General features: G+C 68.8%; 26 protein-coding genes. 13 read left to right on the forward strand and 13 right to left on the reverse strand.

What is annotated here, in order from left to right; genetic code table 11:
- Positions 1 to 13: 13 nt before the first annotated feature.
- Positions 14 to 616, reverse strand: a complete 603-nt coding sequence (locus tag ACT3CF_RS00320) for an ankyrin repeat domain-containing protein (protein ID WP_478419722.1) — start codon at positions 614 to 616, stop codon at positions 14 to 16.
- 71 nt (positions 617 to 687) lie between these two features.
- On the opposite strand from ACT3CF_RS00320, the gene ACT3CF_RS00325 reads away from it, so the two are divergent.
- Genes ACT3CF_RS00325 through ACT3CF_RS00335 form a run of 3 tightly spaced genes read left to right on the forward strand, consistent with a single transcriptional unit; the run spans position 688 to position 2392 of the window.
- Positions 688 to 1275, forward strand: coding sequence for an SCO family protein (locus ACT3CF_RS00325; RefSeq protein WP_478419723.1), 588 nt, complete (start codon positions 688 to 690; stop codon positions 1273 to 1275).
- Positions 1272 to 1706 carry a YcgN family cysteine cluster protein gene (locus ACT3CF_RS00330; protein ID WP_478419724.1) on the forward strand — a complete coding sequence of 145 codons (435 nt, stop codon included), beginning with the start codon at positions 1272 to 1274 and terminating at the stop codon, positions 1704 to 1706. The genes ACT3CF_RS00325 and ACT3CF_RS00330 overlap by 4 nt, the downstream gene beginning before the upstream one ends.
- On the forward strand, positions 1703 to 2392 hold the full coding sequence (locus ACT3CF_RS00335) for a M48 family metallopeptidase (RefSeq protein WP_478419725.1): 690 nt from the start codon (positions 1703 to 1705) through the stop codon (positions 2390 to 2392). Before ACT3CF_RS00330 ends, ACT3CF_RS00335 begins: the two co-directional genes overlap by 4 nt.
- A 19-nt stretch (positions 2393 to 2411) precedes the next feature.
- Here ACT3CF_RS00335 and ACT3CF_RS00340 read toward each other — a convergent pair whose 3' ends face one another.
- The 3 genes from ACT3CF_RS00340 to ACT3CF_RS00350 are packed head-to-tail and all read right to left on the reverse strand — an operon-like array spanning position 2412 to position 5574.
- Complete coding sequence (locus ACT3CF_RS00340) at positions 2412 to 4565, reverse strand: transglycosylase domain-containing protein (protein ID WP_478419726.1); 2154 nt, start codon at positions 4563 to 4565, stop codon at positions 2412 to 2414.
- A 59-nt stretch (positions 4566 to 4624) separates the two neighbouring features.
- Positions 4625 to 5044, reverse strand: a complete 420-nt coding sequence (gene msrB / locus ACT3CF_RS00345; RefSeq protein WP_478419727.1) for a peptide-methionine (R)-S-oxide reductase MsrB — start codon at positions 5042 to 5044, stop codon at positions 4625 to 4627.
- A 32-nt stretch (positions 5045 to 5076) separates the two neighbouring features.
- Positions 5077 to 5574, reverse strand: coding sequence for a sterol desaturase family protein (locus ACT3CF_RS00350; RefSeq protein WP_478419729.1), 498 nt, complete (start codon positions 5572 to 5574; stop codon positions 5077 to 5079).
- A 52-nt stretch (positions 5575 to 5626) separates the two neighbouring features.
- Here ACT3CF_RS00350 and ACT3CF_RS00355 point away from each other — a divergent pair, with 52 nt between their 5' ends.
- The 6 genes from ACT3CF_RS00355 (at position 5627) to ACT3CF_RS00380 (ending at position 10950) form a co-directional block, all read left to right on the forward strand.
- On the forward strand, positions 5627 to 5908 hold the full coding sequence (locus ACT3CF_RS00355; protein WP_478419730.1) for a hypothetical protein: 282 nt from the start codon (positions 5627 to 5629) through the stop codon (positions 5906 to 5908).
- Positions 5909 to 6115: 207 nt separating this feature from the next.
- Entirely contained in the window at positions 6116 to 7315 is a 1200-nt protein-coding gene (gene sucC, locus ACT3CF_RS00360) for an ADP-forming succinate--CoA ligase subunit beta (RefSeq protein ID WP_478419731.1), read from the forward strand.
- Entirely contained in the window at positions 7312 to 7785 is a 474-nt protein-coding gene (locus ACT3CF_RS00365; RefSeq protein WP_478419732.1) for a GFA family protein, read from the forward strand. Before sucC ends, ACT3CF_RS00365 begins: the two co-directional genes overlap by 4 nt.
- Positions 7786 to 7845: 60 nt before the next feature.
- Positions 7846 to 8595: an electron transfer flavoprotein subunit beta/FixA family protein gene (locus tag ACT3CF_RS00370; protein WP_478419734.1), complete on the forward strand. Its 750-nt coding sequence runs from the start codon at positions 7846 to 7848 to the stop codon at positions 8593 to 8595.
- Positions 8595 to 9524 carry an electron transfer flavoprotein subunit alpha/FixB family protein gene (locus ACT3CF_RS00375; RefSeq protein WP_478419735.1) on the forward strand — a complete coding sequence of 310 codons (930 nt, stop codon included), beginning with the start codon at positions 8595 to 8597 and terminating at the stop codon, positions 9522 to 9524. Before ACT3CF_RS00370 ends, ACT3CF_RS00375 begins: the two co-directional genes overlap by 1 nt.
- A 208-nt stretch (positions 9525 to 9732) precedes the next feature.
- Complete coding sequence (locus tag ACT3CF_RS00380; RefSeq protein WP_478419736.1) at positions 9733 to 10950, forward strand: MFS transporter; 1218 nt, start codon at positions 9733 to 9735, stop codon at positions 10948 to 10950.
- 16 nt (positions 10951 to 10966) lie between these two features.
- Here ACT3CF_RS00380 and nhaA read toward each other — a convergent pair whose 3' ends face one another.
- Both nhaA and ACT3CF_RS00390 read right to left on the reverse strand, forming a co-directional pair.
- The gene (nhaA, locus tag ACT3CF_RS00385) at positions 10967 to 12214 is read right to left on the reverse strand and encodes a Na+/H+ antiporter NhaA (RefSeq protein ID WP_478419737.1); all 1248 of its coding nucleotides are present in this window, start codon (positions 12212 to 12214) and stop codon (positions 10967 to 10969) included.
- A gap of 134 nt (positions 12215 to 12348) precedes the next feature.
- A complete protein-coding gene (locus ACT3CF_RS00390) occupies positions 12349 to 13944 on the reverse strand; it encodes a lysine--tRNA ligase (RefSeq protein WP_478419738.1) in 1596 nt (531 codons plus the stop codon).
- A gap of 175 nt (positions 13945 to 14119) precedes the next feature.
- On the opposite strand from ACT3CF_RS00390, the gene ACT3CF_RS00395 reads away from it, so the two are divergent.
- Complete coding sequence (locus ACT3CF_RS00395; RefSeq protein ID WP_478419739.1) at positions 14120 to 14449, forward strand: energy transducer TonB; 330 nt, start codon at positions 14120 to 14122, stop codon at positions 14447 to 14449.
- A gap of 54 nt (positions 14450 to 14503) precedes the next feature.
- On the opposite strand, the gene ACT3CF_RS00400 is transcribed toward ACT3CF_RS00395, so the two are convergent.
- Positions 14504 to 15133 carry a hypothetical protein gene (locus ACT3CF_RS00400; protein ID WP_478419740.1) on the reverse strand — a complete coding sequence of 210 codons (630 nt, stop codon included), beginning with the start codon at positions 15131 to 15133 and terminating at the stop codon, positions 14504 to 14506.
- Positions 15134 to 15309: 176 nt separating this feature from the next.
- Here ACT3CF_RS00400 and ACT3CF_RS00405 point away from each other — a divergent pair, with 176 nt between their 5' ends.
- Together ACT3CF_RS00405 and ACT3CF_RS00410 are read left to right on the forward strand one after the other, a co-directional pair.
- A complete protein-coding gene (locus tag ACT3CF_RS00405) occupies positions 15310 to 18039 on the forward strand; it encodes an ATP-dependent DNA helicase (protein WP_478421290.1) in 2730 nt (909 codons plus the stop codon).
- Positions 18036 to 18572, forward strand: a complete 537-nt coding sequence (locus ACT3CF_RS00410; protein ID WP_478419742.1) for a SixA phosphatase family protein — start codon at positions 18036 to 18038, stop codon at positions 18570 to 18572. Before ACT3CF_RS00405 ends, ACT3CF_RS00410 begins: the two co-directional genes overlap by 4 nt.
- A gap of 12 nt (positions 18573 to 18584) precedes the next feature.
- Here ACT3CF_RS00410 and ACT3CF_RS00415 read toward each other — a convergent pair whose 3' ends face one another.
- The 5 genes from ACT3CF_RS00415 to rpmF form a co-directional block, all read right to left on the reverse strand.
- Entirely contained in the window at positions 18585 to 18923 is a 339-nt protein-coding gene (locus ACT3CF_RS00415; RefSeq protein ID WP_478419743.1) for a MerR family transcriptional regulator, read from the reverse strand.
- A gap of 11 nt (positions 18924 to 18934) precedes the next feature.
- Entirely contained in the window at positions 18935 to 19234 is a 300-nt protein-coding gene (locus tag ACT3CF_RS00420) for an integration host factor subunit alpha (RefSeq protein WP_478419744.1), read from the reverse strand.
- A 122-nt stretch (positions 19235 to 19356) separates the two neighbouring features.
- Positions 19357 to 20328 (reverse strand): beta-ketoacyl-ACP synthase III, encoded by a 972-nt coding sequence (locus ACT3CF_RS00425; protein ID WP_478419745.1) that lies wholly within the window; start codon positions 20326 to 20328, stop codon positions 19357 to 19359.
- Positions 20325 to 21356 (reverse strand): phosphate acyltransferase PlsX, encoded by a 1032-nt coding sequence (gene plsX / locus ACT3CF_RS00430; RefSeq protein WP_478419746.1) that lies wholly within the window; start codon positions 21354 to 21356, stop codon positions 20325 to 20327. Before plsX ends, ACT3CF_RS00425 begins: the two co-directional genes overlap by 4 nt.
- A 31-nt stretch (positions 21357 to 21387) precedes the next feature.
- Positions 21388 to 21567, reverse strand: coding sequence for a 50S ribosomal protein L32 (gene rpmF / locus ACT3CF_RS00435; RefSeq protein WP_478419747.1), 180 nt, complete (start codon positions 21565 to 21567; stop codon positions 21388 to 21390).
- Between the two features lie 203 nt (positions 21568 to 21770).
- On the opposite strand from rpmF, the gene ACT3CF_RS00440 reads away from it, so the two are divergent.
- The gene (locus tag ACT3CF_RS00440) at positions 21771 to 22172 is read left to right on the forward strand and encodes an MAPEG family protein (RefSeq protein ID WP_478419749.1); all 402 of its coding nucleotides are present in this window, start codon (positions 21771 to 21773) and stop codon (positions 22170 to 22172) included.
- A 48-nt stretch (positions 22173 to 22220) separates the two neighbouring features.
- Here ACT3CF_RS00440 and ACT3CF_RS00445 read toward each other — a convergent pair whose 3' ends face one another.
- Positions 22221 to 22898 (reverse strand): MBL fold metallo-hydrolase, encoded by a 678-nt coding sequence (locus ACT3CF_RS00445; RefSeq protein ID WP_478419750.1) that lies wholly within the window; start codon positions 22896 to 22898, stop codon positions 22221 to 22223.
- Positions 22899 to 22905: the final 7 nt, after the last annotated feature.

Here is a 22905-nt window from a genome sequence, read left to right on the forward strand (position 1 = left end):
GCCGGCCACACGCTTAGAGCCGCGGTCCCGCCGCGCCCTTCGCTGCCTTGGGCGCATCGTTGAGCAGCTTGACCACGCCGGGGTAGCGCGCATTGTCGCGGGCATAGTCGCGTGCCGACTTGCCCGTCAGGAAATCGGCGCGGTCGGGATCGGCGCCGGCCTTGAGCAGCGCGGCGACGACGCGTTCGTCATGTGCCTGCACCGCGCGGATCAGCGGCGTCTCGCCGGCGGCATTGGGCAGGTTCACATTGGCGCCGTACTTGACCAGCGTGTCGACCCCCTCGCTCCAGCCGCGGTCGGCAGCGAGCAGCAGCGCGGTGTTGCCGCGCCGGTCCTGAAGGTTCACGTTGACCTCGTCCTGCTGAAGCACCACGCGCAGGTACAGCAGATCCTCGCGCCGCGTGACGATGTGGATCGCGCCCTCGCCGCTCTCGCGGTCGCGCGTGTTGACGATCCGCAGCCCCTTGTCCTGCAGATATTTGTTGACCTTGGCGCCGTCCGCCTTGCGGATCGCCTCCAGAAACTCATAGCTATCGGAAAATTGTTGCGCGGCCGCGGGGACGGCGCCCAGCATCAGGGCAGCGGCGATGGCGGCGCAGGAAGCACGAAACAGCATGACGCAATTGAACCTTTTGCTCGGACCCGTTCTTGCAACCGGGGGTCTAACAGATCATCTGGGGCGGCACCATGAATAGCATGTCTCGCCTGGTCGCCGCGGCGTTGCTCGCCGCGCCGCTCGCCGCCTGCGGCGGCGGTGAAAGCAAGCCGCCGCTGACGGGAGCGCATATCGGCGGTCCGTTCGTGCTCACCGACCAGAATGGCCGGACGGTGCGCGATACCGATTTCAACGGCCGCTATCGCATCGTCTATTTCGGCTACACCTATTGCCCCGATGTGTGCCCGACCGACATGCAGAAGATCGGCCAGGCGATGCGGCTGCTCGACAAGGAGGCGCCGGGCATCGCCAAGCGCGTCGTGCCGATTTTCATCAGCGTCGATCCCGAGCGCGATACGCCCGCGGCGCTGCGCCAGTTCGTCGCGAATTTCCATCCCGGCGTCGTCGGGCTGACGGGCAGCCCGCAGGCCGTGGCGGATGTCGCGCGCCGTTATGCGGTTTATTACAAGAAACAGCCGCCCGGTCCCGGCGGCGGCTATCTGGTCGATCATGTCGCGGTCGCGTTCCTGATGGGACCGCAGGGCGAACCGATCGCGTCGCTGCCGCTCGATCAGGACGGGCGGGCGATCGCCGATCAGGTCCGGCACTGGGCGCGATGAGCGAGCGTTTCTGGGAAAACACGCCGCTGGAGAAGCTCGATCGCGCGCAATGGGAGGCGCTGTGCGACGGGTGCGGCAAATGCTGTGTCCATAAGCTCGAGGACGAGGATACGGGCGAGCTGCTCGCGACCAACGTGGCGTGCCGCCTGCTCGATCGCCGGATGGGCCGGTGCAGCAATTATCGCCATCGCCACGCCTTTGTTTCCGAATGCGTGCGGCTGAATGCACGCAACGTCCATTCGATCGAATGGCTGCCGTCGACCTGTGCGTACCGCCTTCGCGCTGCAGGCGAGCCGTTGCCCGAATGGCACTATCTGGTTTGTGGCGATCCCGAGGCGGTGCACGCCGCCGGCCAGTCGACCCGCGGCTGGACGATCTCCGAGGATGACGCGGGCGATTTCGAACATCATCTGGTGGACCGACCGCTTTGACGGTGCCGGTGGAGGTCGTGCGCAGCGCGCGCGCCCGCCGGCTGCGTCTGACCGTCGATCCGCGCGACGGGCGGGTTCGCCTGACCCTGCCGCCGCGCGCCTCGCTGCCGCATGCGCTTCGCTGGGTCGAGGCGCAGCGCGAATGGATCGCGGCCCAGCAGGCGCGGCTTCCCGGTGCCACGCCGTTGGTGCCAGGGGGCAGCTTTCCCTTTCGCGGGCGGTCGGTGACGATTGCCTGGGACGAAGCGGCGTCGAGGGCGCCGGCGCTCGATGGCGCGATGCTCCGCGTCGGCGGTCCGCGCGACGGCGTGGGGCGCCGGATCGAACGATGGCTGCGCGCGCAAGCGCTCGATCTGCTCAGCGCCGAGACGGCAGCGTTTGCCGAAAGGCTTGGGGTTTCGGTAACACGCGTATCGGTCGGCGATCCGCGCGGGCGCTGGGGAAGCTGCGCTTCGTCGGGAGCGATCCGCTATAGCTGGCGACTGATCCTCGCGCCCGATTTCGTCCGCCAGGCAACGGTCGCGCACGAAGTGGCGCACCGGGTCCATATGAACCACGCACCGGCATTCCATCGGCTGGTGGCGACGCTGCTCGAAGCCGATCCGGCGCCGGCGCGGGCATGGCTGCGTCGCCATGGCAGCGCGTTGCACTGGGTCGGCGCCCAGGCTCACGACCCAAGCGAATGAACGCGCGCGACGGTGCGGGTCAGAACCCGTCGCCGTCGCCCTCGCGCGGATTGGCCTGGCCGCGATCGGCGGGCGGCGTCCGCGTCGCATCGCGCCCGGCCGGGCGGCCGGCCTGCGGCGAACGGTTGGGTTGCGGGGGCGCGCGGCCGGTCATCCGGTCGATCCAAGCCTGATCGAGCCGGTCGTCGTTCTGCTGGCCGCCCGGCGGAGGCGGCGCGTCGAGCGGCGGGCGCGCGGGCATCGGCCCTTCGGGCAGCGGATTGCCGTCGGGATCGACCATCGCGCCATTGTCGGGCGTGAAATAGGCATTGTCCTCGGGCTCGAGCTGCCATTCGGGCAGCGTCACCTGCGTCTCGAACGCCTCCACCGGACGGTTGGCGACCGCCTTGCGCATGAAGGCGGCAAAGGCACGCGCCGGGGCGGTGCCGCCCTGAAGGCCGGGGACCATCCGCGCATCGTCGCGGCCCATCCACACGCCCGTCGTCAGCCCGCTCGAAAAGCCGAGGAACCAGCCGTCCTTGTTCGACGTGGTCGTCCCCGTCTTGCCCGCGACCGGACGTCCGATCTGCGCGGCGCGGCCGGTGCCGGTGTTGACTGCGGTCTGCAACAGGTCGGTCATCTGCGCCGCGACATAGGGGGCGACGAGGACGTGGCTGGTATCGACCTCGTGCTGATAGATGACGTTGCCGTTCGCGGTGACCCGCGTGATGCCATAGGGGGTCACTGCCACGCCCTTTTGCGACACCGAGGCGAAGGCGCGCGTCATGTCGATCAGCCGGACGTTCGAGGTGCCGAGGACCATCGCCGGCTGGGTGTTGATCGGCGTGGTGATGCCGAACCGCCGGGCCATGCTGGCCACCGTCGCGAAGCCGACTTCCTGGCCCAGCTTTGCCGCGACGGTGTTGATCGAATAGGCAAAGGCGGTGCGCAGCGTCATCTCGCCCGAATTACGGCCCGAGCTGTTGCGCGGGCTCCAGCCGTTGATCGAAACCGGCTCGTCGACCACGACGTCGTCGACCTTATGCCCCGCCTCCAGCGCGGCGAGATAGACGAACAGCTTGAACGCCGAACCCGGCTGGCGTTCGGCCTGCGTCGCGCGGTTGTAGATCGACGCGACATAATCCTTGCCGCCGACCATCGCGCGAACCGCGCCGTCGCGATCGAGGCTGACAAGCGCCCCTTGCGCGCCGTCGGGCGCATTGGCGCGGATCGCGTCGTCGGCCGCGCGCTGCATGTTGAGATCGAGCGTCGTCCACACCTCGAGCGGGGCTTCGCTCTCGTCGATCAGCACCTCGAGCTGCGGCAGCGCCCAGTCGGTGAAGTAGCGCACGCTGTTCTGCTTGGGCTCGGGGGCGATGCGGACGCTGTGCGGATCGGTCGACGCGGCGGTCGCCTGGCTGATCTTGCCGGTCTCGGCCATGACGCTGAGCACGACGCTCGCGCGGCCCACGGCGGCCTCGGCATCGGCGGTCGGCGAGTAATGCGACGGCGCCTTGACGAGGCCGGCGATCACCGCGGCCTCGGCCAGCGTAAGGTTGGTCGCGGGATGGCCGAAGAACTTGCGGCTCGCCGCGTCGATGCCATACGCGCCGCCGCCGAAATAGACCTTGTTCAGATAGAGTTCGAGAATCTGCTGCTTGCTGAACTTGCGTTCGAGTGCCAGCGCCAGCATCGCCTCGCGCATCTTGCGGCCGAAATCATATTTGTTCGACAGGAAGATCGTGCGCGCCACCTGCTGCGTGATCGTCGATGCGCCCTGCAGCCGCTTGCCCGATCCGCGATTGGCGATGCCGATGCGCACCGCGCGCGCCAGTCCCCAGGGATCGACGCCCCAATGATGCTCGAAACGCCGGTCCTCGACCGCGACGATCGCGTCCTTCATCACCTGCGGGATCTGATCGTACTTGATCCATTCGCCATAGCTCGGCCCGAGCGAGACGAGCACGGTGCCGTCGGCAGCATGGACGCGGATCATCTGTCCGTTGGGCGACGATTTGAGTTCGTCATAGCTTGGGAGCGTCGCGCGCGTCGAATAGACGGCGACGATCAGCGCAACGAGCGCGATCAGCGCCAGCGCGCCGCCCGTGCCCAGCGTCCACAGGGCGATCCGCTTCCAGCGGCCGGGAGGGCGCGGTCTGGCGCCGCGCGGTGTCTTGTTCGATTTCAGGCGCATCGGGTTGGGTGGATTAAGCCCTAATGGCGCGGCTCACAAGGATTGCAGCCGCAAACGCCCTATCGCGTAGCGCTGCCCGTGTTGCCGTTGCGTGAACGAAAATCGAGCGAGACCGAATTGATGCAATAGCGCAGCCCGGTGGGGGGCGGCCCATCGGGGAACAAATGCCCCAGATGGCCGTCGCAGCGCGCGCATCGCACCTCGACGCGGCGCATGCCGTGGCTGTTGTCGGCATGTTCGGTGACATGATCTGCCGCGACGGGGCTGGTGAAGCTCGGCCAGCCCGATCCCGAATCATATTTCTCGGTGCTGTCGAACAGTTCGAGCTGGCATCCGGCGCAACGATAGACGCCATCGGCCTTGTTGTCGGTGAAGTGGCCCGAAAAGGCGCGTTCGGTGCCCGCCTGACGCAGGACATGGAATTGCTCGGGAGTCAGCCGCTTGCGCCACTCGGACTCGGAAAGGTTCAGCGGTTCCATGCTCTTTCATGTGTGCCCGGCGGGCGCGCGCGTCAATCCGCGTTGGCGCGGCGCGGCGTGCCCGGAGAGCGGCGGAGCTGGGCCTTGAGCACCTCCGGGCGCGGCGCCCACAGGAAACCGAAGCTGACCGTGCCCTCCTTGCTTTCGATCGCGTGGTGCAGCCGGTGCGCCTGGACGATCCGCTTCATGTAGCGCGAGCGCGGGACATAACGATGGTGGATGCGGCGGTGCACGATCACGTCGTGGAAACCGAAATAAATCGCGCCATAGGCGGCGATGCCGGCACCGATCCACGTGAAACCGGGCCACCAGCCGAGCTGCACCCCCCCGAGCAGCAGAATGAAGGACGGCACCGCAAAGATGGCCGCATAAAGATCGTTGAGTTCGAACGGGCCGGTGCGCGGGCGGTGGTGGCTCTTGTGCAGGAACCAGCCCGGCCCGTGCATCACCCAGCGATGCGCGGCATAGGCAAAGCCCTCCATCCCGGCGACGGTGGCGGCGAACAGCAGGAATCCGATTGCAGGGTGCATGGCTTCGCTATAGCGAGCCGCGGCGATGCGGACGAGAGTCGGAATATTCCTCATGGCGGCGTTTTTGCTTTCGGGCTGCGCCGTGCCCGAGGCGCGATTGCGCTCGGGGCTGGTCAACGCCGGGCTGCCGCGGCCGCTGGCGGGATGCATGGCCGAACGGATGGCCGACCGGCTGTCGCTCAAGCAGCTGCTGCGCCTTGCCGACCTGCCGCGCGCGTCGAAGTCCGAATCGGTTTCGCAGTTCCTTCATCGTGTGCGGGCGCTCGGCGACCCGGAAATCCTGAGCGTCACGACCAGTGCGGCGGCCGTGTGCGCGACCGGGCTCGATCGCTGACGCGCTGATTCGCGGTCCTGGGCCGGCCGCCGCCATGTAAACGATACCGTCAGGACTCGCGTGGCGCCGCACATCGCGGCGCCTGCGGGCAGAGCCGATTCGGCTCCGCCGGGGCTCGGCAGTTTCGCGGGGGTGGATTCGCGCCTGCGCCTGTGCTTTAGGCAGGCTCCACATTACCGATATTCGCAAGCGAAGGGCGCCTCAGCGATGAACATTCACGAATATCAGGCCAAGGAATTGCTCGCCAAGTTCGGCGTGCCGGTGCCTGCCGGCTTTGCGGCGCTGAGCGTCGACGAGGCCGTGGCCGCTTCGGCCAAGCTTCCCGGGCCGCTCTATGTCGTCAAGGCACAGATCCACGCCGGCGGCCGCGGCAAGGGCAAGTTCAAGGAACTGCCTGCCGATGCCAAGGGCGGCGTCCGTCTCGCCAAGACCGCCGACGAAGTGCGCCAGCACGCGTCCGAGATGCTGGGCAACACGCTCGTCACGGTTCAGACGGGTGAGGCCGGCAAGCAGGTCAACCGCCTCTACATCACCGACGGCGTCGACATCGCGAAGGAATATTATCTCGCGCTGCTCGTGAACCGCGCTACCGGGCGTATCTCGATGGTCGCCTCGACCGAGGGCGGCATGGACATCGAGACCGTCGCGCACGACACGCCGGAAAAGATCCACACGATCGACATCGACCCGGCGACGGGCTTCATGCCGCACCATGGCCGTGCGGTTGCCGCCGCGCTCGAACTGACGGGCGACCTTGCCAAGCAGGCGGCCAACGTCGCGTCGAAGCTCTATGACGCGTTCCTCGGCACCGACGCGTCGCAGATCGAGATCAACCCGCTCGCGGTCACCGAGCAGGGCAAGCTGATGGTGCTCGACGCCAAGGTCGGCTTCGATTCGAACGCGATGTTCCGCCACAAGGATCTGATGGAACTGCGCGACGAGACCGAAGAGGATCCGATGGAACTCGAGGCGTCGAAGTACGACCTCGCCTACATCAAGCTCGACGGCAACATCGGCTGCATGGTCAACGGCGCGGGCCTGGCCATGGCGACGATGGACATCATCAAGCTCAACGGCGCCTTCCCCGCCAACTTCCTCGACGTCGGCGGCGGCGCGAGCAAGGAGAAGGTGACGGCGGCGTTCAAGATCATCCTCAGCGATCCCGCGGTCGAGGGCATCCTCGTCAACATCTTCGGCGGAATCATGCGCTGCGACATCATTGCCGAGGGCATCGTCGCGGCCGCCAAGGAAGTGAACCTCTCGGTGCCGCTGGTGGTTCGCCTCGAAGGAACCAACGTCCAGCAGGGCAAGGACATCCTGGCCAATTCGGGCCTGCCGATCGTCCCGGCCAACGACCTGGGCGATGCTGCGAAGAAGATCGTGGCGGAGGTCAAGAAGGCGGCGTGAGCGACGTGGCCGCCCCGGTTGTCGAGACGGCCGAGGGCGGCTGCCGTTGCGGTCGCGTGCGGTTCCAGGTGACGGGCGCGCCGCTCGTCACCATGGCCTGCCACTGCACCGGCTGTCAGCGGATGACGGCCAGCGCCTTTTCGCTCAGCAGCCTTTATCCGGCCGAGGCGTTCGTGATCCTCGCGGGAGAGCCGGTCCTTGGCGGGTTGCACGGCGATGCCCGGCACTTCCATTGCGATTACTGCAAGAGCTGGCTGTTCACGCGCCCCGACGGGCTGGACGCCTTCGTCAACCTGCGCACGACGATGCTCGACTCGCCCCCGGCGGCACCGCCTTTCCTTGAATCCTATACCGACGAAGCGTTGCCCTGGGCGGCGACTGGCGCTTCGTACAGCTATCCAAAATTTCCGTCCCCGGAATCCTTCGGCACGCTGATCGCGGCGTACGCCGAATCGCATGCGAGCGGTTGACGTTCGCGTAAACGTAACCCAATTGTCAGGGGTATATTCCCGGCAGACAGGAAGGACGCGATGAAGATCCTGGTCCCGGTCAAGCGTGTGCTTGACTACAACGTTAAACCCCGCGTGAAGGCGGATGGCACGGGCGTCGACCTCGCCAACGTCAAGATGAGCATGAACCCCTTTGACGAGATCGCGATCGAGGAAGCGGTCCGCCTGAAGGAAAAGGGCGTGGCGACCGAGGTTGTCGTGGTGACGATCGGCGTCGCCAAGGCCGAGACCGACGTGCTGCTCACCGCGCGCGCAATGGGCGCCGACCGCGGCATCCTGATCCAGAGCGACGACGAGGTCGAACCGCTGGCGGTCGCCAAGCTGCTCGCCAAGGTTGCCGAGGAAGAACAGCCCGGGCTGATCATCCTGGGCAAGCAGGCGATCGACGACGATTCGAACCAGACCGGCCAGATGCTGGCCGCGCTGCTCGGCTGGGGTCAGGGCACGTTCGCGTCGAAGGTCGAGATTGCGGGCGACCATGCACAGGTCACGCGCGAGGTCGATGGCGGCCTCGAGACCGTTTCGCTGAAGCTGCCGGCGATCGTCACGACCGACCTGCGCCTCAACGAGCCGCGCTATGCGACGCTGCCCAACATCATGAAGGCAAAGACCAAGCCGGTCGCGAAGAAGACCGTCGCCGATTACGGCGTCGACGTCACGCCGCGGCTCAAGACGCTCAAGGTCACCGAGCCGGGCAAGCGCCAGGCCGGGATCAAGGTCGGCAGCGTCGACGAACTGGTTGAAAAGCTCAAGGGCATGGGAGTCGCGTGATGAAGACGCTCGTCTGGGTCGAACACGACAACAAGAGCGTCAAGGATGCGACGCTTGCAACCGTCACCGCCGCGGCGAAGCTCGGCGAGGTTCATCTGCTGGTGGCCGGCCAGGGCTGCGCCGGCGTTGCCGATGCCGCCGCGCAGATCGCGGGTGTGGCCAAGGTCCATCTCGCCGACGATGCAGCCTATGCCAACGCGCTGGCCGAAAATGTCGCGCCGCTGGTCGCCGCGCTGATGGCGGATCATGACGCGTTCCTCGCGCCCGCGACGACCACCGGCAAGAATGTCGCGCCGCGCGTCGCCGCGCTGCTCGACGTCATGCAGATCTCGGACATTCTCTCGGTCGAGGGTCCGGACACCTTCACGCGCCCGATCTATGCGGGCAACGCGATCGCGACCGTGCAGTCGAGCGATGCCAAGAAGGTGATTACCGTGCGCGGTACGGCCTTCGACAAGGCCGCCGCCACCGGTGGCAGCGCGCCGGTCGAAGCGCTTGCTGGCAAGGGCGATGCGGGGCTGTCGAGCTTTGTCGGCGCCGAAATCGCCGTGTCGGAGCGTCCGGAACTCACCAGCGCGAAGATCATCGTCTCGGGCGGTCGTGCGCTCGGCTCGTCGGAGCAGTTCCACGAGATCATCGATCCGCTCGCCGACAAGCTCGGTGCCGCGATCGGCGCGAGCCGCGCCGCCGTCGATGCGGGCTATGCCCCCAACGACTATCAGGTCGGCCAGACCGGCAAGATCGTCGCCCCCGAAGTCTATGTCGCGGTCGGCATTTCCGGCGCGATCCAGCACCTGGCGGGCATGAAGGATTCGAAGACGATCGTCGCCATCAACAAGGACGAGGACGCGCCGATTTTCCAGGTCGCCGATATCGGCCTGGTCGGCGACCTCTTCACGGTGGTTCCGGAACTGACCAGCAAGCTCTGATCCGATCGCGATCGGCTTGAACGGGCCGCCCCGAGCTTCGGCTTGCGGGCGGCCTTTTTCGTATCGGCGCCGCCCGTCAAGGTACGGCCCAACCCACCATAAAGCCCGAACAGCGGAACGGTTGCCGCCGCCGCTCACGAATTTTTCTCGTCAACTGCCGATCATGGCTGTGGTTGACGCTGCGGTGCAGCATAGCCACTTGGCCGCCATGACTGCTTCCGCCACCTCGCGCGCGGCGCCCGTCGCGCTCGTCCACTTCGCCCTGGCAATGGGCGGCTTCGCGATCGGAACGACCGAGTTCGCGACGATGAGCCTGTTGCCGGACATGGCGCGCGGGCTTCGCATCGACGAACCGACGGCGGGGCACGTCATCAGCGCCTATGCACTTGGCGTGGTGGTCGGGGCGCCGCTCTTGGCGGTGATCGCGGCGCGGCGGTCGCGGCGGACGGTGCTGCTGTGGCTGATGGCGGCCTTCGCGCTGTTCAACGCGCTCAGCGCGGTTGCGCCCAGCTATCGGGCGATGCTGGCGTTCCGGTTCCTCAGCGGATTGCCGCACGGGGCCTATTTCGGGATCGCCGCGCTCGTGGCGGCGTCGCTCGTTCCCTATGCGCAGCGGACGCAGGCGGTGGGGCGCGTGATGCTGGGGTTGACCGTTGCGACCGTGCTCGGCGTACCGGTCGCCAACCTGCTCGGTCAGGCGCTGGGGTGGCGCTGGGGCTTCGGCATCGTCGCGGCGCTGGCGCTCGTGACGGCGCTGCTGGTCTATGCCTTTGCGCCGCGCGACGTGCCGGATCCGCGGGCGAGCCCGCTGCGCGAACTGTCGGCGCTGGGCAATGCGCAGGTATGGCTGACGCTGGGGATTGGCGCGATCGGTTTTGGCGGCGTGTTCTGCGTCTACACCTATATCGCCTCGACGCTGCTGGCGGTGACGCGGGTGACGCCGGCGACGATCTCGATCGTGCTGATGCTGTTCGGTGCCGGCATGACGGCGGGTAACCTGATCGTGCCGCGCTTCGCCGACCGGGCGCTGATGCCGACGGCAGCGGCGCTGTTGCTCGGCAGCACCGCGGCGCTGCTCGCCTATCCCGTTGCCGCGACGCAGTTCTGGTCGATCGCGGTGGCGGTGGTGGCGATCGGGTTCACCGGGTCGCTGGGCACGGTGCTTCAGACGCGGCTGATGGACGTGGCGGGCGAGGCGCAGGCGCTGGCGGCGGCGCTCAACCATTCGGCGTTCAACTTTGCCAACGCGCTGGGGCCGTTGCTGGGCGGGATGGCGATCGCGGCGGGATGGGGCTGGACCTCGACCGGCTATGTCGGCGCGGGACTTGCCTTTGGCGGCTTCCTGATCTGGTGCGTGGCGATGCTCGCCGACCCGCGCCGCCGCGCCGGGCGCGGCCCCACCGGGCTCGCCGCCACACGCGGCTGAGCCCGGCAATCCCCCGTCAGCCGGCGCCGTTGTGGCGGCGTTCGAGCAGCTTCTGCGCGAGGACGCGGCGCGGCGGACTGAGCCGCAGCACGAGGAAGCCCGCCAGTGCGGCGAGCAGCGATCCCGCCAGCACGCCGATCTTGACCTCGTCGACCAGCAGTTCGTGGCCCGGAAAGGCGAGGCCGCCGATGAACAGGCTCATCGTGAAGCCGATCCCGGCGAGCAGCGAGACGCCATAGATTTGCGGCCAGCTCGCCCAGCCCGGCTTGGCGGCGAATCCGGTGCGGTCGGCCACCCACACGCTGGCGAAAATCCCCACCTGCTTGCCGAGGAACAGCCCCATCGCGATCGCGAGCGGCAGCGGCTCGACCAGCACGGCGGGGGTCATTCCCCTGAGCGACACGCCCGCATTGGCGAAGCCGAACAGCGGCACGATCAGGAACGCCGACCAGGGATGGAGCGCATGTTCGAGCCGGTGGAGCGGCGAATCGGCGTCGTCGGGCGCACCCGGCGAGCGCGTGATCGGCACGGCCAACGCGGCGAGCACGCCGGCGATCGTCGCATGGACGCCCGAGCGGAACACGAACAGCCAGAGCAGCGCCGCGAGCGCCAGATAGACCGCCAGCCGCTTCACCCCCGCCCGGTTGAGCGCGAACATGGCGGCGAGCACGACGGCGGCCATCGCCAGCGCGACGAAGTCGATCTGGGCGGTGTAGAACAGCGCGATGATCGTCACCGCGCCCATATCGTCGACGATCGCCACCGTCGTCAGGAACAGCTTGAGCGAGGCGGGCGCGCGGCGGCCGAGGATCGCGAGCACGCCGATCGCAAAGGCGATGTCGGTCGCAGCCGGAATCGCCCAGCCATTGCCGAGCCCCGGTGTTCCCTTCACCACCGCCAGATAGATCGCCGCCGGCACCGCCATCCCCGCCGCCGCGGCGAGCACGGGCAGCCGCCGGCGATCCCAGCTCGCCAGCCGGCCGTCGACGAACTCGCGCTTGATCTCGAGCCCGACGAGCAGGAAGAACACCGCCATCAGCGCATCGTTGATCCACAGATGCACCGTCATCGGCCCCGCCGCCGGGCTGATGACCGGGCCGGTTTCGGCGTGGAGCGTGTGGAAATAGGTGTCGGCGAGCCCCGGCAGGTTGGCGACGACCATCGCCGCCGCCGCCGCCGCCATCAGGATGATCCCCCCCGCCGCCTCGCTGTGCAGAAAGGCGCGGGTCGCCGACCGGGCGCGTCTGATGAGCTTGGGGGCCATGGGGTTTCCTTTGGCGCAACACAGGGGGGAGAGGCGACCCGACCGGGCCGCACCCCCTTCCTAACCCGCAAGCCCGGCGGCGTCTCCCCAAACCGGGGCCGGCGCGTCCGAAAACCGCCGCGCCGCCGCCGCCGTCAGGCCGCGCGCGCCAGCGCCTCGGCGATCAGCTTGCGGCTGTTTTCGATGCCGTAGAGCGCGATGAAGCTGCCCATGCGCGGCCCCTGTTCGGAGCCGAGCAGCGTCTCGTACAGCGCCTTGAACCAGTCGCGCAGAGTCTCGAACCCGCCGGTCTTGCCGATCTCGTAGACCTGATCCTGGATCGCCTCGGCCGTCGCATCGGCGGGCAGCGCGGCGAGTTCGGCGTCGAGGCGCTTGAGCGCCTCGATCTCCACGCCCACCGGCGCCCGCTTCTTGAGCGTGGGCGCGACGAAGTCGCGGGCATAGGCAAGCGCATAGCCGATCAGCCGGTCGAGCGCCGGATAGGTTTCGGGATTCGCATCGGGGACATAATTGGTCAGATAGCCCCAGACCTGCTCCTTGGTCGCCTCGCCCATCACGCCGACGAGGTTGAGCAGCAGCCCGAAGGTGACCGGCAGCGTCTCCGCCGGCGGCTCGCCATTGTGGATGTGGTGGACGGGGTTGCCCAGCTTCTGCTCGATCGGCTGGCCGGCATAGTTGCCGCGGAACTGCCAATATTCGTCGATCGCGCGCGGGATGACGCCCAGGTGCAGCTGCTTGGCCTTTTTGGGCTCGCGATAGGCGTAGAAGGCGATGCTCTCCTCGGGGCCATAGGTCAGCCATTGTTCGAGGCTGAGGCCGTTGCCCTTGGACTTGGAGATCTTCTCGCCCTTTTCGTCGAGGAACATCTCGTAGTTGAAGCCCTCGGGCGGGCGGCCGCCGAGCACGCGGGCGATCTTGCCCGACTGGGTGACCGAATCGATCAGGTCCTTGCCCGCCATTTCGTAATCGACGTCGAGCGCGACCCAGCGCATCGCCCAGTCGACCTTCCACTGGAGCTTGGCCTTGCCGCCGAGCACCGACTGGACGATCCGCTCGCCCTCGTCCTCGAAGGCAATGAGGCCGGCCTCGGCATCGACGACCTCGACCGGCACCTGGAGCACGATGCCCGACTTGGGGCTGATTGGCAGGACGGGCGAATAGGTCGCCTGGCGCTCGGCGCGGAGCGTCGGCAGCATCACGTCCATGATGCCCTGATAGTGGCGCAGCACGCCCTTCAGCGCCGCATCGAAGCGGCCGCCGGTGTAATAGTCGGTCGACGAGGCGAATTCGTACTCGAAGCCGAACTGGTCGAGAAATTCGCGCAGCCGCGCATTATTGTGGTGCGCGAAGCTCTCATATTTCCCGAACGGATCGGGCACCTGGGTCAGCGGCTTGCCGAGATGCTCGCGCAGCATTTCCTGATTGGGCACATTGTCCGGCACCTTGCGCAGCCCGTCCATGTCGTCGCTGAACGCGATCAGCCGGGTCGGCACGTCGCACAGGCTCTCGAAGGCGCGGCGGACCATGGTGGTGCGCAGCACTTCGTTGAACGTGCCGATATGCGGCAGGCCCGAGGGGCCATAGCCGGTTTCGAACAGCACATGGCCTTTCTCCGGCGCGCCACCCGATGCGATCTGGGGATAGCGTTTGAGCAGCTTGCGCGCCTCTTCATAGGGCCAGGCCTTGGAGACGAGCGCTGCGGCGCGGAGTTCGGGAGTGACGTTGCTCATGGTCCCCTGCCTCTGCCGTTTTCGGGCCAAGGATGCAATTGCGTGCAATCGCTTTGCGCTGTTGCCGCGCGGGCGGCGGGGGTTGCTTCGACGGGCTTCGGCAATCATCGTGACCGGGCGGACGGCGGAACAGCGTTCCGGGCCGGGGGACCGCGATCCAGAGGGGGAAAGACCGATGATTCTGACGGCGCTGGTTGCCATGGCAGCGATGACGACGACACCCGAATGCACCAAGCCGCGCGCCAATGGGCCTTGGGTGACTGCGGACGACTATCCCGCCGATGCACGCCGCCGACGCCAGACCGGCGACGTCGAGTTCGAACTCGCGCTTTCGGCGGAGGGGTGTCCCGTCGGTTGCACGGTCGTGACGTCGAGCGGCGTCCCGTCGCTCGACGCGCGCACCTGCGAGCTGATGCTCGCCCGCGCACGCTTCAAGCCGAAGCGCGACGAGTCGGGGACCGCGGTGCCGGCGACGTGGCGTCACGTGTTTCACTGGCGCCTCTGACGCGTCGACGCGGCAGGCAGCGCGGCAAAGTGAAGGGAGGTGCGTTGCATCGTTTCACTTTGGCTTGCGTGCCCAGGGGACGGGGCCGGTCGCGAAGGCGGCGCGAACCACCGCACAGGCGGCGCGCGTTTCATAGCCATGGATCGTCCCGACATAACGGCCCCGATAGAAGCGCGGGCGCGTGGTGCCGTTGAGCGTGCGGTCGACCAGATAGCTGAGCGCGCGTTCGCGCGCTTCTTCGAGCACCATGTCCCACGCCGCGGCAAAGCCCGCGCCGCCCGGGCGGCGGCGTAGCTGATAGGCCGAGGTGACGCCCATGCCGACGCGGCGCGCGGCGGTGGCGACCAGCCCGGTTTCGGCGAGCGCGGCGATGAAGCCGCGCTGGCGTTCGGGCGTCCAGCCGTCGCGGCGGCGCCGCGTGACCGGCACCGGATCGAAATCGGGAATCGGCGGCAGCGCGTCGTCGCCGGTTGCGGCGTCGGCGGTTGCGGTGTCACCGATTGCAGCGTCACCGATTGCAGCGTCACCGATTGCAGCGTCGCCGCGTGTGGCGGCCGAGGATGCGAGATCGGGCGGCGTGGCTTCGGGCGGCGCGGCAGCGGGGTGCAGCGAGTCGGGTGCGGCGCGGTCGGGCGCGGCGTGAGACGGCATCGGGCGTGCGGGCGGGGCGGGCGACGGGTCCATCGACCAGCTTATGCGAAGCCGGTTCCTACATTGGAAGGGGCGAAGTGGGCAGGCGCGCGCCGGTGCGCGTGCCTGTGCCCGTTCCCCGTCCCTGTCCCTGTCCCTGTTCCTGTGCGATCGGCCCGCCGCACGCCCCCTGTTCAACCGGAACGCAAGGTGTACAAGCCGGGATGACGATGTTGCCGCCGCTCCCCTACCCCGCGCTTCACGCCAGCCATTCGGGCGTGTGGATCGCCACGGCCGAGGGAACGCGCGCGATCGGCCGCGGCGAGGCGATCCGCGTCGCCGCCGATACGCCGGTGCTGATGCTCAACGCGCCGCTGATCGGCCAGCGGCTGGGGCATCCCGAGATCAACGGGCTCGACCTGCTCGAGCTGTTCGCCTTTCTGCGGCCGGCGCGCTTCATGGTGCCGACGCCGCGCGGGCTGGCGCGCGCGGTGGGGATTGCGCCGCCCGCCGATGACGGCGCGGTCGCGGCGTTCCTGCGCGATGCGGCCGAGGCGCTGCTCGCGCTGACCGGCGCCGATGCCGCGGGCTGGCCCGAGCGCGAGGGGGCGTGGCACGCGCTCCAGTCGCTCGCGCGGCTGCGCTGGCCGTGGGCGGCGGCGCTCAACCCGCGCCTCGCCCGGCCCGAGCGCGCCGAACGCTGGCTGTTTTCCAAGCTGCCCGAATGGGAAGAGGCGCCCCCCCGCCCCGCCCCGCGCATCGTGCCGATCGATCCCGAGGCGGTCGCGACCCGGCTGGCGCGGCTGACCGGCGACGGCGCCGAACGGCGTCAGGGCCAGCGCGACTATGCCGCGGCGGCGGCGGCGGCGTTCGCGCCGCGCGTGCATCGCGATTCGCCCAACCTGGTGCTGGCCGAGGCGGGGACGGGAATCGGCAAGACGCTCGGCTATCTCGCCCCCGCCTCGGTCTGGGCCGAACAGGCCGACGGCGCGGTGTGGGTATCGACCTTTACCAAGGCGCTGCAACGCCAGCTGGGGAGCGAGGGCGACCGGCTGTTCCCCGATGCGGGCATGCGGCGCACGCGGATCGTCACGCGCAAGGGCCGCGAGAATTATGTCTGCCTGCTCAACCTGGAGGATGCGCTTCAGGGCGGCTTTGCCGGGCGCGCGGCGATCCTGGCGCAACTGGTGGCGCGCTGGGCGGCGTTCACCGCCGACGGCGACATGGTGGGCGGCGACCTGCCCGGCTGGCTGCCGACGCTGTTCCGTCGCAACGGATCGACCGCGCTGACCGACCGGCGCGGCGAGTGCATCTATGCCGGGTGCCCGCATTACCGGAAATGCTTCATCGAACGCGCTGCGCGCGCTTCGGCCGGCGCCGACATCGTCATCGCCAACCATGCGCTCGTCATGGTCAACGCCGCGCGCGGGCGCGAATCGGGGACGCGGCCGACGCGCTATGTGTTCGACGAGGGGCATCACCTGTTCGACGCCGCCGACGCGATGTTCGCCGCCGCGCTGACCGGGCAGGAGGCGATCGAGATCCGGCGATGGGTGATCGGCCCCGAAGCGGGATCGCGCGGGCGGCGGCGCGGGCTGTCGGCGCGGCTTTCGGACGTCGCGAGCTATGACGAGGAGGGCGCGCGCGCGATCGCCGAGGCGATCGAGGCGGCGCAGGCGCTCCCCGCCGACAAATGGCTCCAGCGCATCCATGAGGGCGAGCCGTTCGGGCCGGTCGAGGCGCTGCTCGCGGCGGTGCGCGGCTTTGTCTATGCCCGCGACACGCAGGCGGCGGGCGAGGCGGGCTATGGCCTGGAGACCGAGCTGGCCGAGCCCGACGCGGCGCTGGTCGAGGCGGCGGCGCCTGCGGGGGCGGCGCTCGACGCGCTGCTGCGGCCGATGCTGCGGCTGGGGCGACGACTCCAGGCGGTGCTCGACGAGGCGCCCGACTGGATGGACGGGCCGGCGCGGGCGCGGATCGAGGGCGCGATCGCGTCGCTGGCCTGGCGCGCCGAGACGGTGGCGGCGTGGCTGGCGCTGATCGCGCGGATCGGCGGGCCGGCCGATCCCGAATATGTCGACTGGCTGGCGGTCGATCGCGTCGAGGGGCGCGAATATGATGTGGGGCTGCACCGCCACTGGCTCGACCCGTCGCGGCCGTTTGCGCGCACCGTGCTCGAACCCGCGCAGGGCGTGCTCATCACCTCGGCGACGCTGCGTGCCGGCGGCGACTGGGCGGTGGCCGAGGCGCGTTCGGGCGCGGTCCACCTGCCGCACGCGCCGATCCGGTTCGAGGCGGCGAGCCCGTTCGATTATGCCGGCCAGGCCGAGGTGCTGATCGTCACCGACGTCAAGCGCGGCGACGTGGCGGCGCTGGCCAACGCCTATGCCCAGCTGATCGTCGCGGCGGGGGGCGGCACGCTGGGGCTGTTCACCGCGATCCGGCGGCTGCGCGCGGTGCATGCGCGCATCGCCGACCGGCTGGCGCGCGAGGGGTTGCCGCTGCTCGCCCAGCATGTCGACCCGATCGACACGGGCACGCTGGTCGATATTTTTCGCGACGATCCGCGCACGTCGCTGATCGGCACCGACGCGCTGCGCGACGGCGTCGACGTGCCGGGCGACTCGCTGCGGCTGGTGGTGATGGAGGGCGTGCCGTGGCCCAAGCCGAGCGTGCTCCACGCGGCGCGGCGGCTGGCCAACGGCGGCAGCGCCTATGACGACCGGATCGTGCGCGCGCGGCTGGCGCAGGCGTTCGGGCGGCTGATCCGCCGTGCCGACGACCATGGCACGTTCGTGCTGCTGTCGGCGGCGATGCCGTCGCGGCTGCTCGGCGCGTTTCCGGCGGGGACGCCGGTGCGGCGCGTCCCGCTCGACGAGGCGGTGGTGCGCGTGCGGCTTTCCTTGGCGGCCCGGTTGCGGCATGAGGCACCCGCAACCGCGACGACCGGGGACGCATGAAGACGCTCACGCTGCTGCGCCACGCCAAATCGGGCTGGGACGATCCCGTAGCCCGCGATTTCGACCGCCCGCTCAACCCCAAGGGGCAGCGCGCCGCGGCGATGATGGGGCTGCACCTGCGCGACCTGGGGCTGCGCTTTGCGTGCGTGCTCGCCTCGCCCGCGCTGCGCGTGGTCGAGACGATCGACCATCTGGCGGCGGGCTATGGCCGCGCGATCGAGCCGGTGTGGGACAAGCGGCTCTACCTGGCTTCGGCGGGAACGATCCTGGAGGTGGTGCAGGAGCGCGCCGGAGCGGCGGACGAGGTGCTCGTCGTCGGGCACAATCCGGGGCTGGAGGAACTGGTGCTCGACCTGGTTCCGCCGGGCGGGACGCTGCGCGACCGGGTGGAGGCCAAATATCCGACCGCGACGCTGGCGCAGATCCGCTTCGACGTCGCCGACTGGGACGCCGTGCGCGACGGCACGGGCGACCTGGTCCGGTTCATCCGCCCGCGCGACCTCGATCCCAGCCTGGGCCCCGACGCCGCCTGAGCGCGGGCGGGGTCAGCGATCGTCGTCGTCGGCGAGCGCGGCGGCGAGATCGTCGCGGATCGTTTCGAGCGCCCGGGTCCGGTTGCGACCCGACCGGGCGCTGCGTTCGGATTCGAGCAGCTTCTGGACGCCGCGGATCGTATAGCCCTCGTTCGCGAGCAGATGGTGGATGCGATGGACCAGCGCGACGTCGTCGGCGCGGTAATAGCGCCGGTTGCCGGCCCGCGTGAGCGGGCGCAGTTGCGGAAAGCGCGTCTCCCAATAGCGCAGGATATGCTGCGGCCGGCCGATCTGTTCGGCCAGTTCTCCGATGGTGAGCAACGCGCCGGCGGATTTGACCGAGCCGGGCACCGGGGACTGCCTCAGCCGGCAGCGACGATGCGGTCGCGCATCATCTGACTGGCGCGGAAGGTCAGCACGCGGCGCGGCGCGATCGGCACCTCGATCCCCGTCTTGGGGTTGCGCCCGACGCGCTCGCCCTTGTCGCGGAGGATGAAGCTGCCGAAACCGGAGATCTTCACATTCTCGCCGCGGGCGAGAGCCTCGCACATGTGCTGGAGGATCTGTTCGACCAGCCTGGCGGCATCGGCTCGCGAAAGCCCCACCTCGCGGTGGAGCGATTCAGCGAGTTCCGCGCGGGTCAGCGTGGCTGCGCTCGACATTAGACCAGGCCCTTAAGAAATTGAGTTGACCGGCTAACCTTAGCAAATTGTACCGCAATCGCAATTGGCGCAGATACAATCCGGAAACATACGGAGGATGGGCCGCCCGCGGTCCGAAAAGATCAGAAACGGACGACCGCCGCACCCCAGGTAAAGCCGCCGCCCATCGCCTCGAGCACGAGCAGATCGCCGCGGCGGATCCGCCCGTCGCGCACCGCGGTATCGAGCGCGAGCGGGACCGAGGCGGCCGAGGTGTTGGCATGCTGATCGACGGTGACGATCACCTGTTCGGGCGCCAGTCCCAGCTTGCGCGCGGTCGCGTCGAGGATGCGGGCATTCGCCTGGTGCGGCACCACCCAGTTGACGTCGGCCGAGGCGAGCCCCGCCGCCGCCAGCGCCTCTTCCATCACCGACGCCAGGTTGACGACGGCGTGGCGGAACACCTCGCGCCCCTTCATGCGGAGCTTGCCGACGGTGCCCGTGGTCGACGGCCCGCCGTCGACATAGAGCAGCTCGTTGTGGCGGCCGTCGGCATGGAGCCGCGTGGCGAGGATGCCCGGCCCGTTCGCCGGATCGCTTTCCTCGGCCGCGAGCACGATCGCGCCGGCGCCGTCGCCGAACAGCACGCAGGTGCCGCGATCCTCCCAGTCGAGAATCCGGCTGAAGGTTTCGGCGCCGATCACCAGCGCACGGCGATGCGCGCCCGCGCGAATCATCGAGTCGGCGACCTGGAGCGCATAGAGGAAGCCCGAGCACACCGCCGCGACGTCGAACGCGACGCAGTCGTCGATGCCGAGCGCGGCCTGGACGCGAGTCGCGGTGGCCGGAAAGGTCTGATCAGGAGTCGCGGTCGCGAGCACGATCAGGTCGATCTCGCCCGGCTGCAGCCCGGCCGAGTCGAGCGCGGCGCGCGCCGCGGCGGTCGCGAGCGTGCCCGTCGTCTCGTCGGGGCCGGCGATGTGGCGGAAACGAATCCCCGTCCGCTCGACGATCCATTCGTCGGTCGTGTCGACCGTCTGCGAAAGCTCGTCGTTCGAAACCCGGCGCTGCGGAAGCGCTGCGCCCGTACCCTTGATGACCGACCGAATCGTCACGCCGCCCTTGCCTCGAAATTACCCAGGTCTTCGGCGATCCGCCGGTTGAGATCGTCGCGCAGCGTCTTTGCCGCGAAACCGATCGCGGTGTCGACGCCGACGGCATTGGCGCCGCCATGGCTTTTCACGACGATGCCGTTGAGCCCCAGGAAGATGGCGCCATTATGGTTGTTGGGATCGAGATGATGCCGCAGCAGCTCGGTCGCGGGGCGCGAGATCAGGAAACCGACCTTCGACCGCAGCGAACTGCTGAACGCGCGCCGCAACAGGTCGGCGACGAACTTGGCCGTCCCCTCCGCCGTCTTGAGCGCGATATTGCCCGAGAAGCCGTCGCACACGATCACGTCGACATCGCCCTGCGACAGGCGATTGCCCTCGATGAACCCGCGGAAGTCGAGCCGAAGATGCGCCGCCTCGCGCAGCGCCGCCGACGCCTCGCGGATGCTTTCGGTGCCCTTCATCTCCTCGGTCCCGATGTTGAGCAGCGCGACGCGCGGCGTCTCGAGATCGAGCGCGATCCGGGCATAGGCGGCGCCCATCACCGCGAACTGGATGAGGTTGCGGGCATCGACTTCGGTATTGGCGCCGAGATCGAGCATCACGCTGTCGTTGGTGCCGAGCGTCGGCATCAGCGCGGCGAGCGCCGGCCGATCGATTCCCGGCATCGTGCGCAGCGCGAGCTTGGCCATCGCCATCAGCGCGCCGGTGTTGCCCGCCGACACGGCCGCGCCGGCGCGCCCCTGCTTCACCAGATCGATGGCGATTCCCATCGACGTGGTGCGGGCACGGCGAAGCGCCTGGCTGGGCTTTTCATCGGCGTGAACGACATCGGCCGCGTGGACGATCTCCGACGCGGCGGTGAGTTCGGGATGCTGGCGCAGCTCGTCGCGAATGCGCGATTCGTCGCCGACGAGGAGGAATTCCATCCCCTCGTAGCGACGACGCGCAAGCGCAGCGCCAGCCAGCATCACCGCCACCCCCTCGTCGCCGCCCATCGCATCGACGGCGATTCGCGAGGTCATGGTCATGCGGGCAGGCCCTTTGGTCTCGGACGTGGGATCAGGCCTCGACCGACGTGATCTCGCGGCCGTTATAATGGCCGCACGCCGTGCACAGGTGATGCGGACGCTTCAGCTCACCGCAGTTCGGGCATTCCTGGAACGCCTCGACCTTGAGCGCATCGTGCGCCCGACGCATGCCACGCCGCGACGGCGAGGTCTTTCTCTTCGGAACGGCCATTTAGGCACCTTTATCAGCAAGCACTTGAATAGGGTCGCGATACGCCCGCATACCGGTTCGGGCAAGCGACGGCGGGGCCGGCCGCTCGCCGGACCAGCGGACAGGTCACGAAGCGAGCCCGCGCGTATAGCGGATTCGTGCCGCGTTGCAAGCATAAGCCGGAGGTGGCAGGGAGCGACCTTCCCCGGGGGAGATCAAACCACATGTTCTTTCTGCCTGTTGCCCTGACGATGGCGGGCGCATTGGCGCTCGTCAATTTCTGGCTCGCGCTGCGAGTCGTCCAGCTGCGAATCCGCGAAAAGGTGATGAACGGCGACGGCGGCAACGCGCGAGTCGCCGCGCGGATGCGCGCGCACGCGAACTTCATCGAATATGCGCCGCTGACGCTGGCGCTGCTCGCGCTGATCGAACTCGCCAAGGGGACGCAGTTCTGGCTGTGGGTCGCGGCGGCATTGTTCGTGATCGGCCGCGTGCTGCACGGAATCGGCATGGACGGATGGCGCCCCGGCCGCGCGGGCGGGATCCTCATCACCTGGGCGGTGATGCTGGGGCTGGCCGGCTATGCCACCTATCTCGGCTATTCGGGGCTCAACCCGCTGCGCTGAACGCGCGGATGGTCGCGTCGCGCCGGCCGCTTGCCGGCGCGCGGCCCGTCAGGCGGCGCCGGCGAGCACCGAATCGGCGACGAAGGGGTTGGTCCGGCGCTCGTGCCCGAAATTGCTCGCCGGGCCGTGGCCGGGGACGAACACGGTCGCGTCGCCGAGCGGCCACAGCCGCCCGGTGATCGAATCGATCAGATCCTGATGATTGCCCAGCGGGAAATCGGTGCGGCCGATCGACCCCTGGAACAGCACGTCGCCGACGATCGCGAGCGCCGAGGGCGCGTGGTGGAAAACGACATGCCCGGGCGTGTGGCCGGGGCAGTGATAGACGTCGAGCGTGAGGTCGCCGACGGTCACGGTATCGCCGTTGACCAGCCAGCGATCGGGCTCGAACGGCGCGCCGCGGATGCCGTAGCGCATCCCGTCGTCGGCGAGCCGCGCGATCCAGAAGCGGTCGGCCTCGTGCGGGCCTTCGATCGGGACGCCGAGCGTGCGGGCCAGTTCGCCCGCCTGGCCGCAATGATCGATATGGCCGTGGGTGACGAGAATCTTTTCGACCGTCACGCCGTTCGCGCTGACGGCGGCCTGGAGCCGGTCGAGATCGCCGCCGGGATCGACCAGCGCGCCGCGCATCGTGGCGGTGCACCAGAGCAGCGTGCAGTTCTGCTGCAACGGCGTCACCGGGACGATCGTGGCGCGCAACGGCGCCTGCTGGGCAGGGTTCGGCATGGACGAC

Source organism: Sphingomonas chlorellae (genome assembly GCF_056485145.1).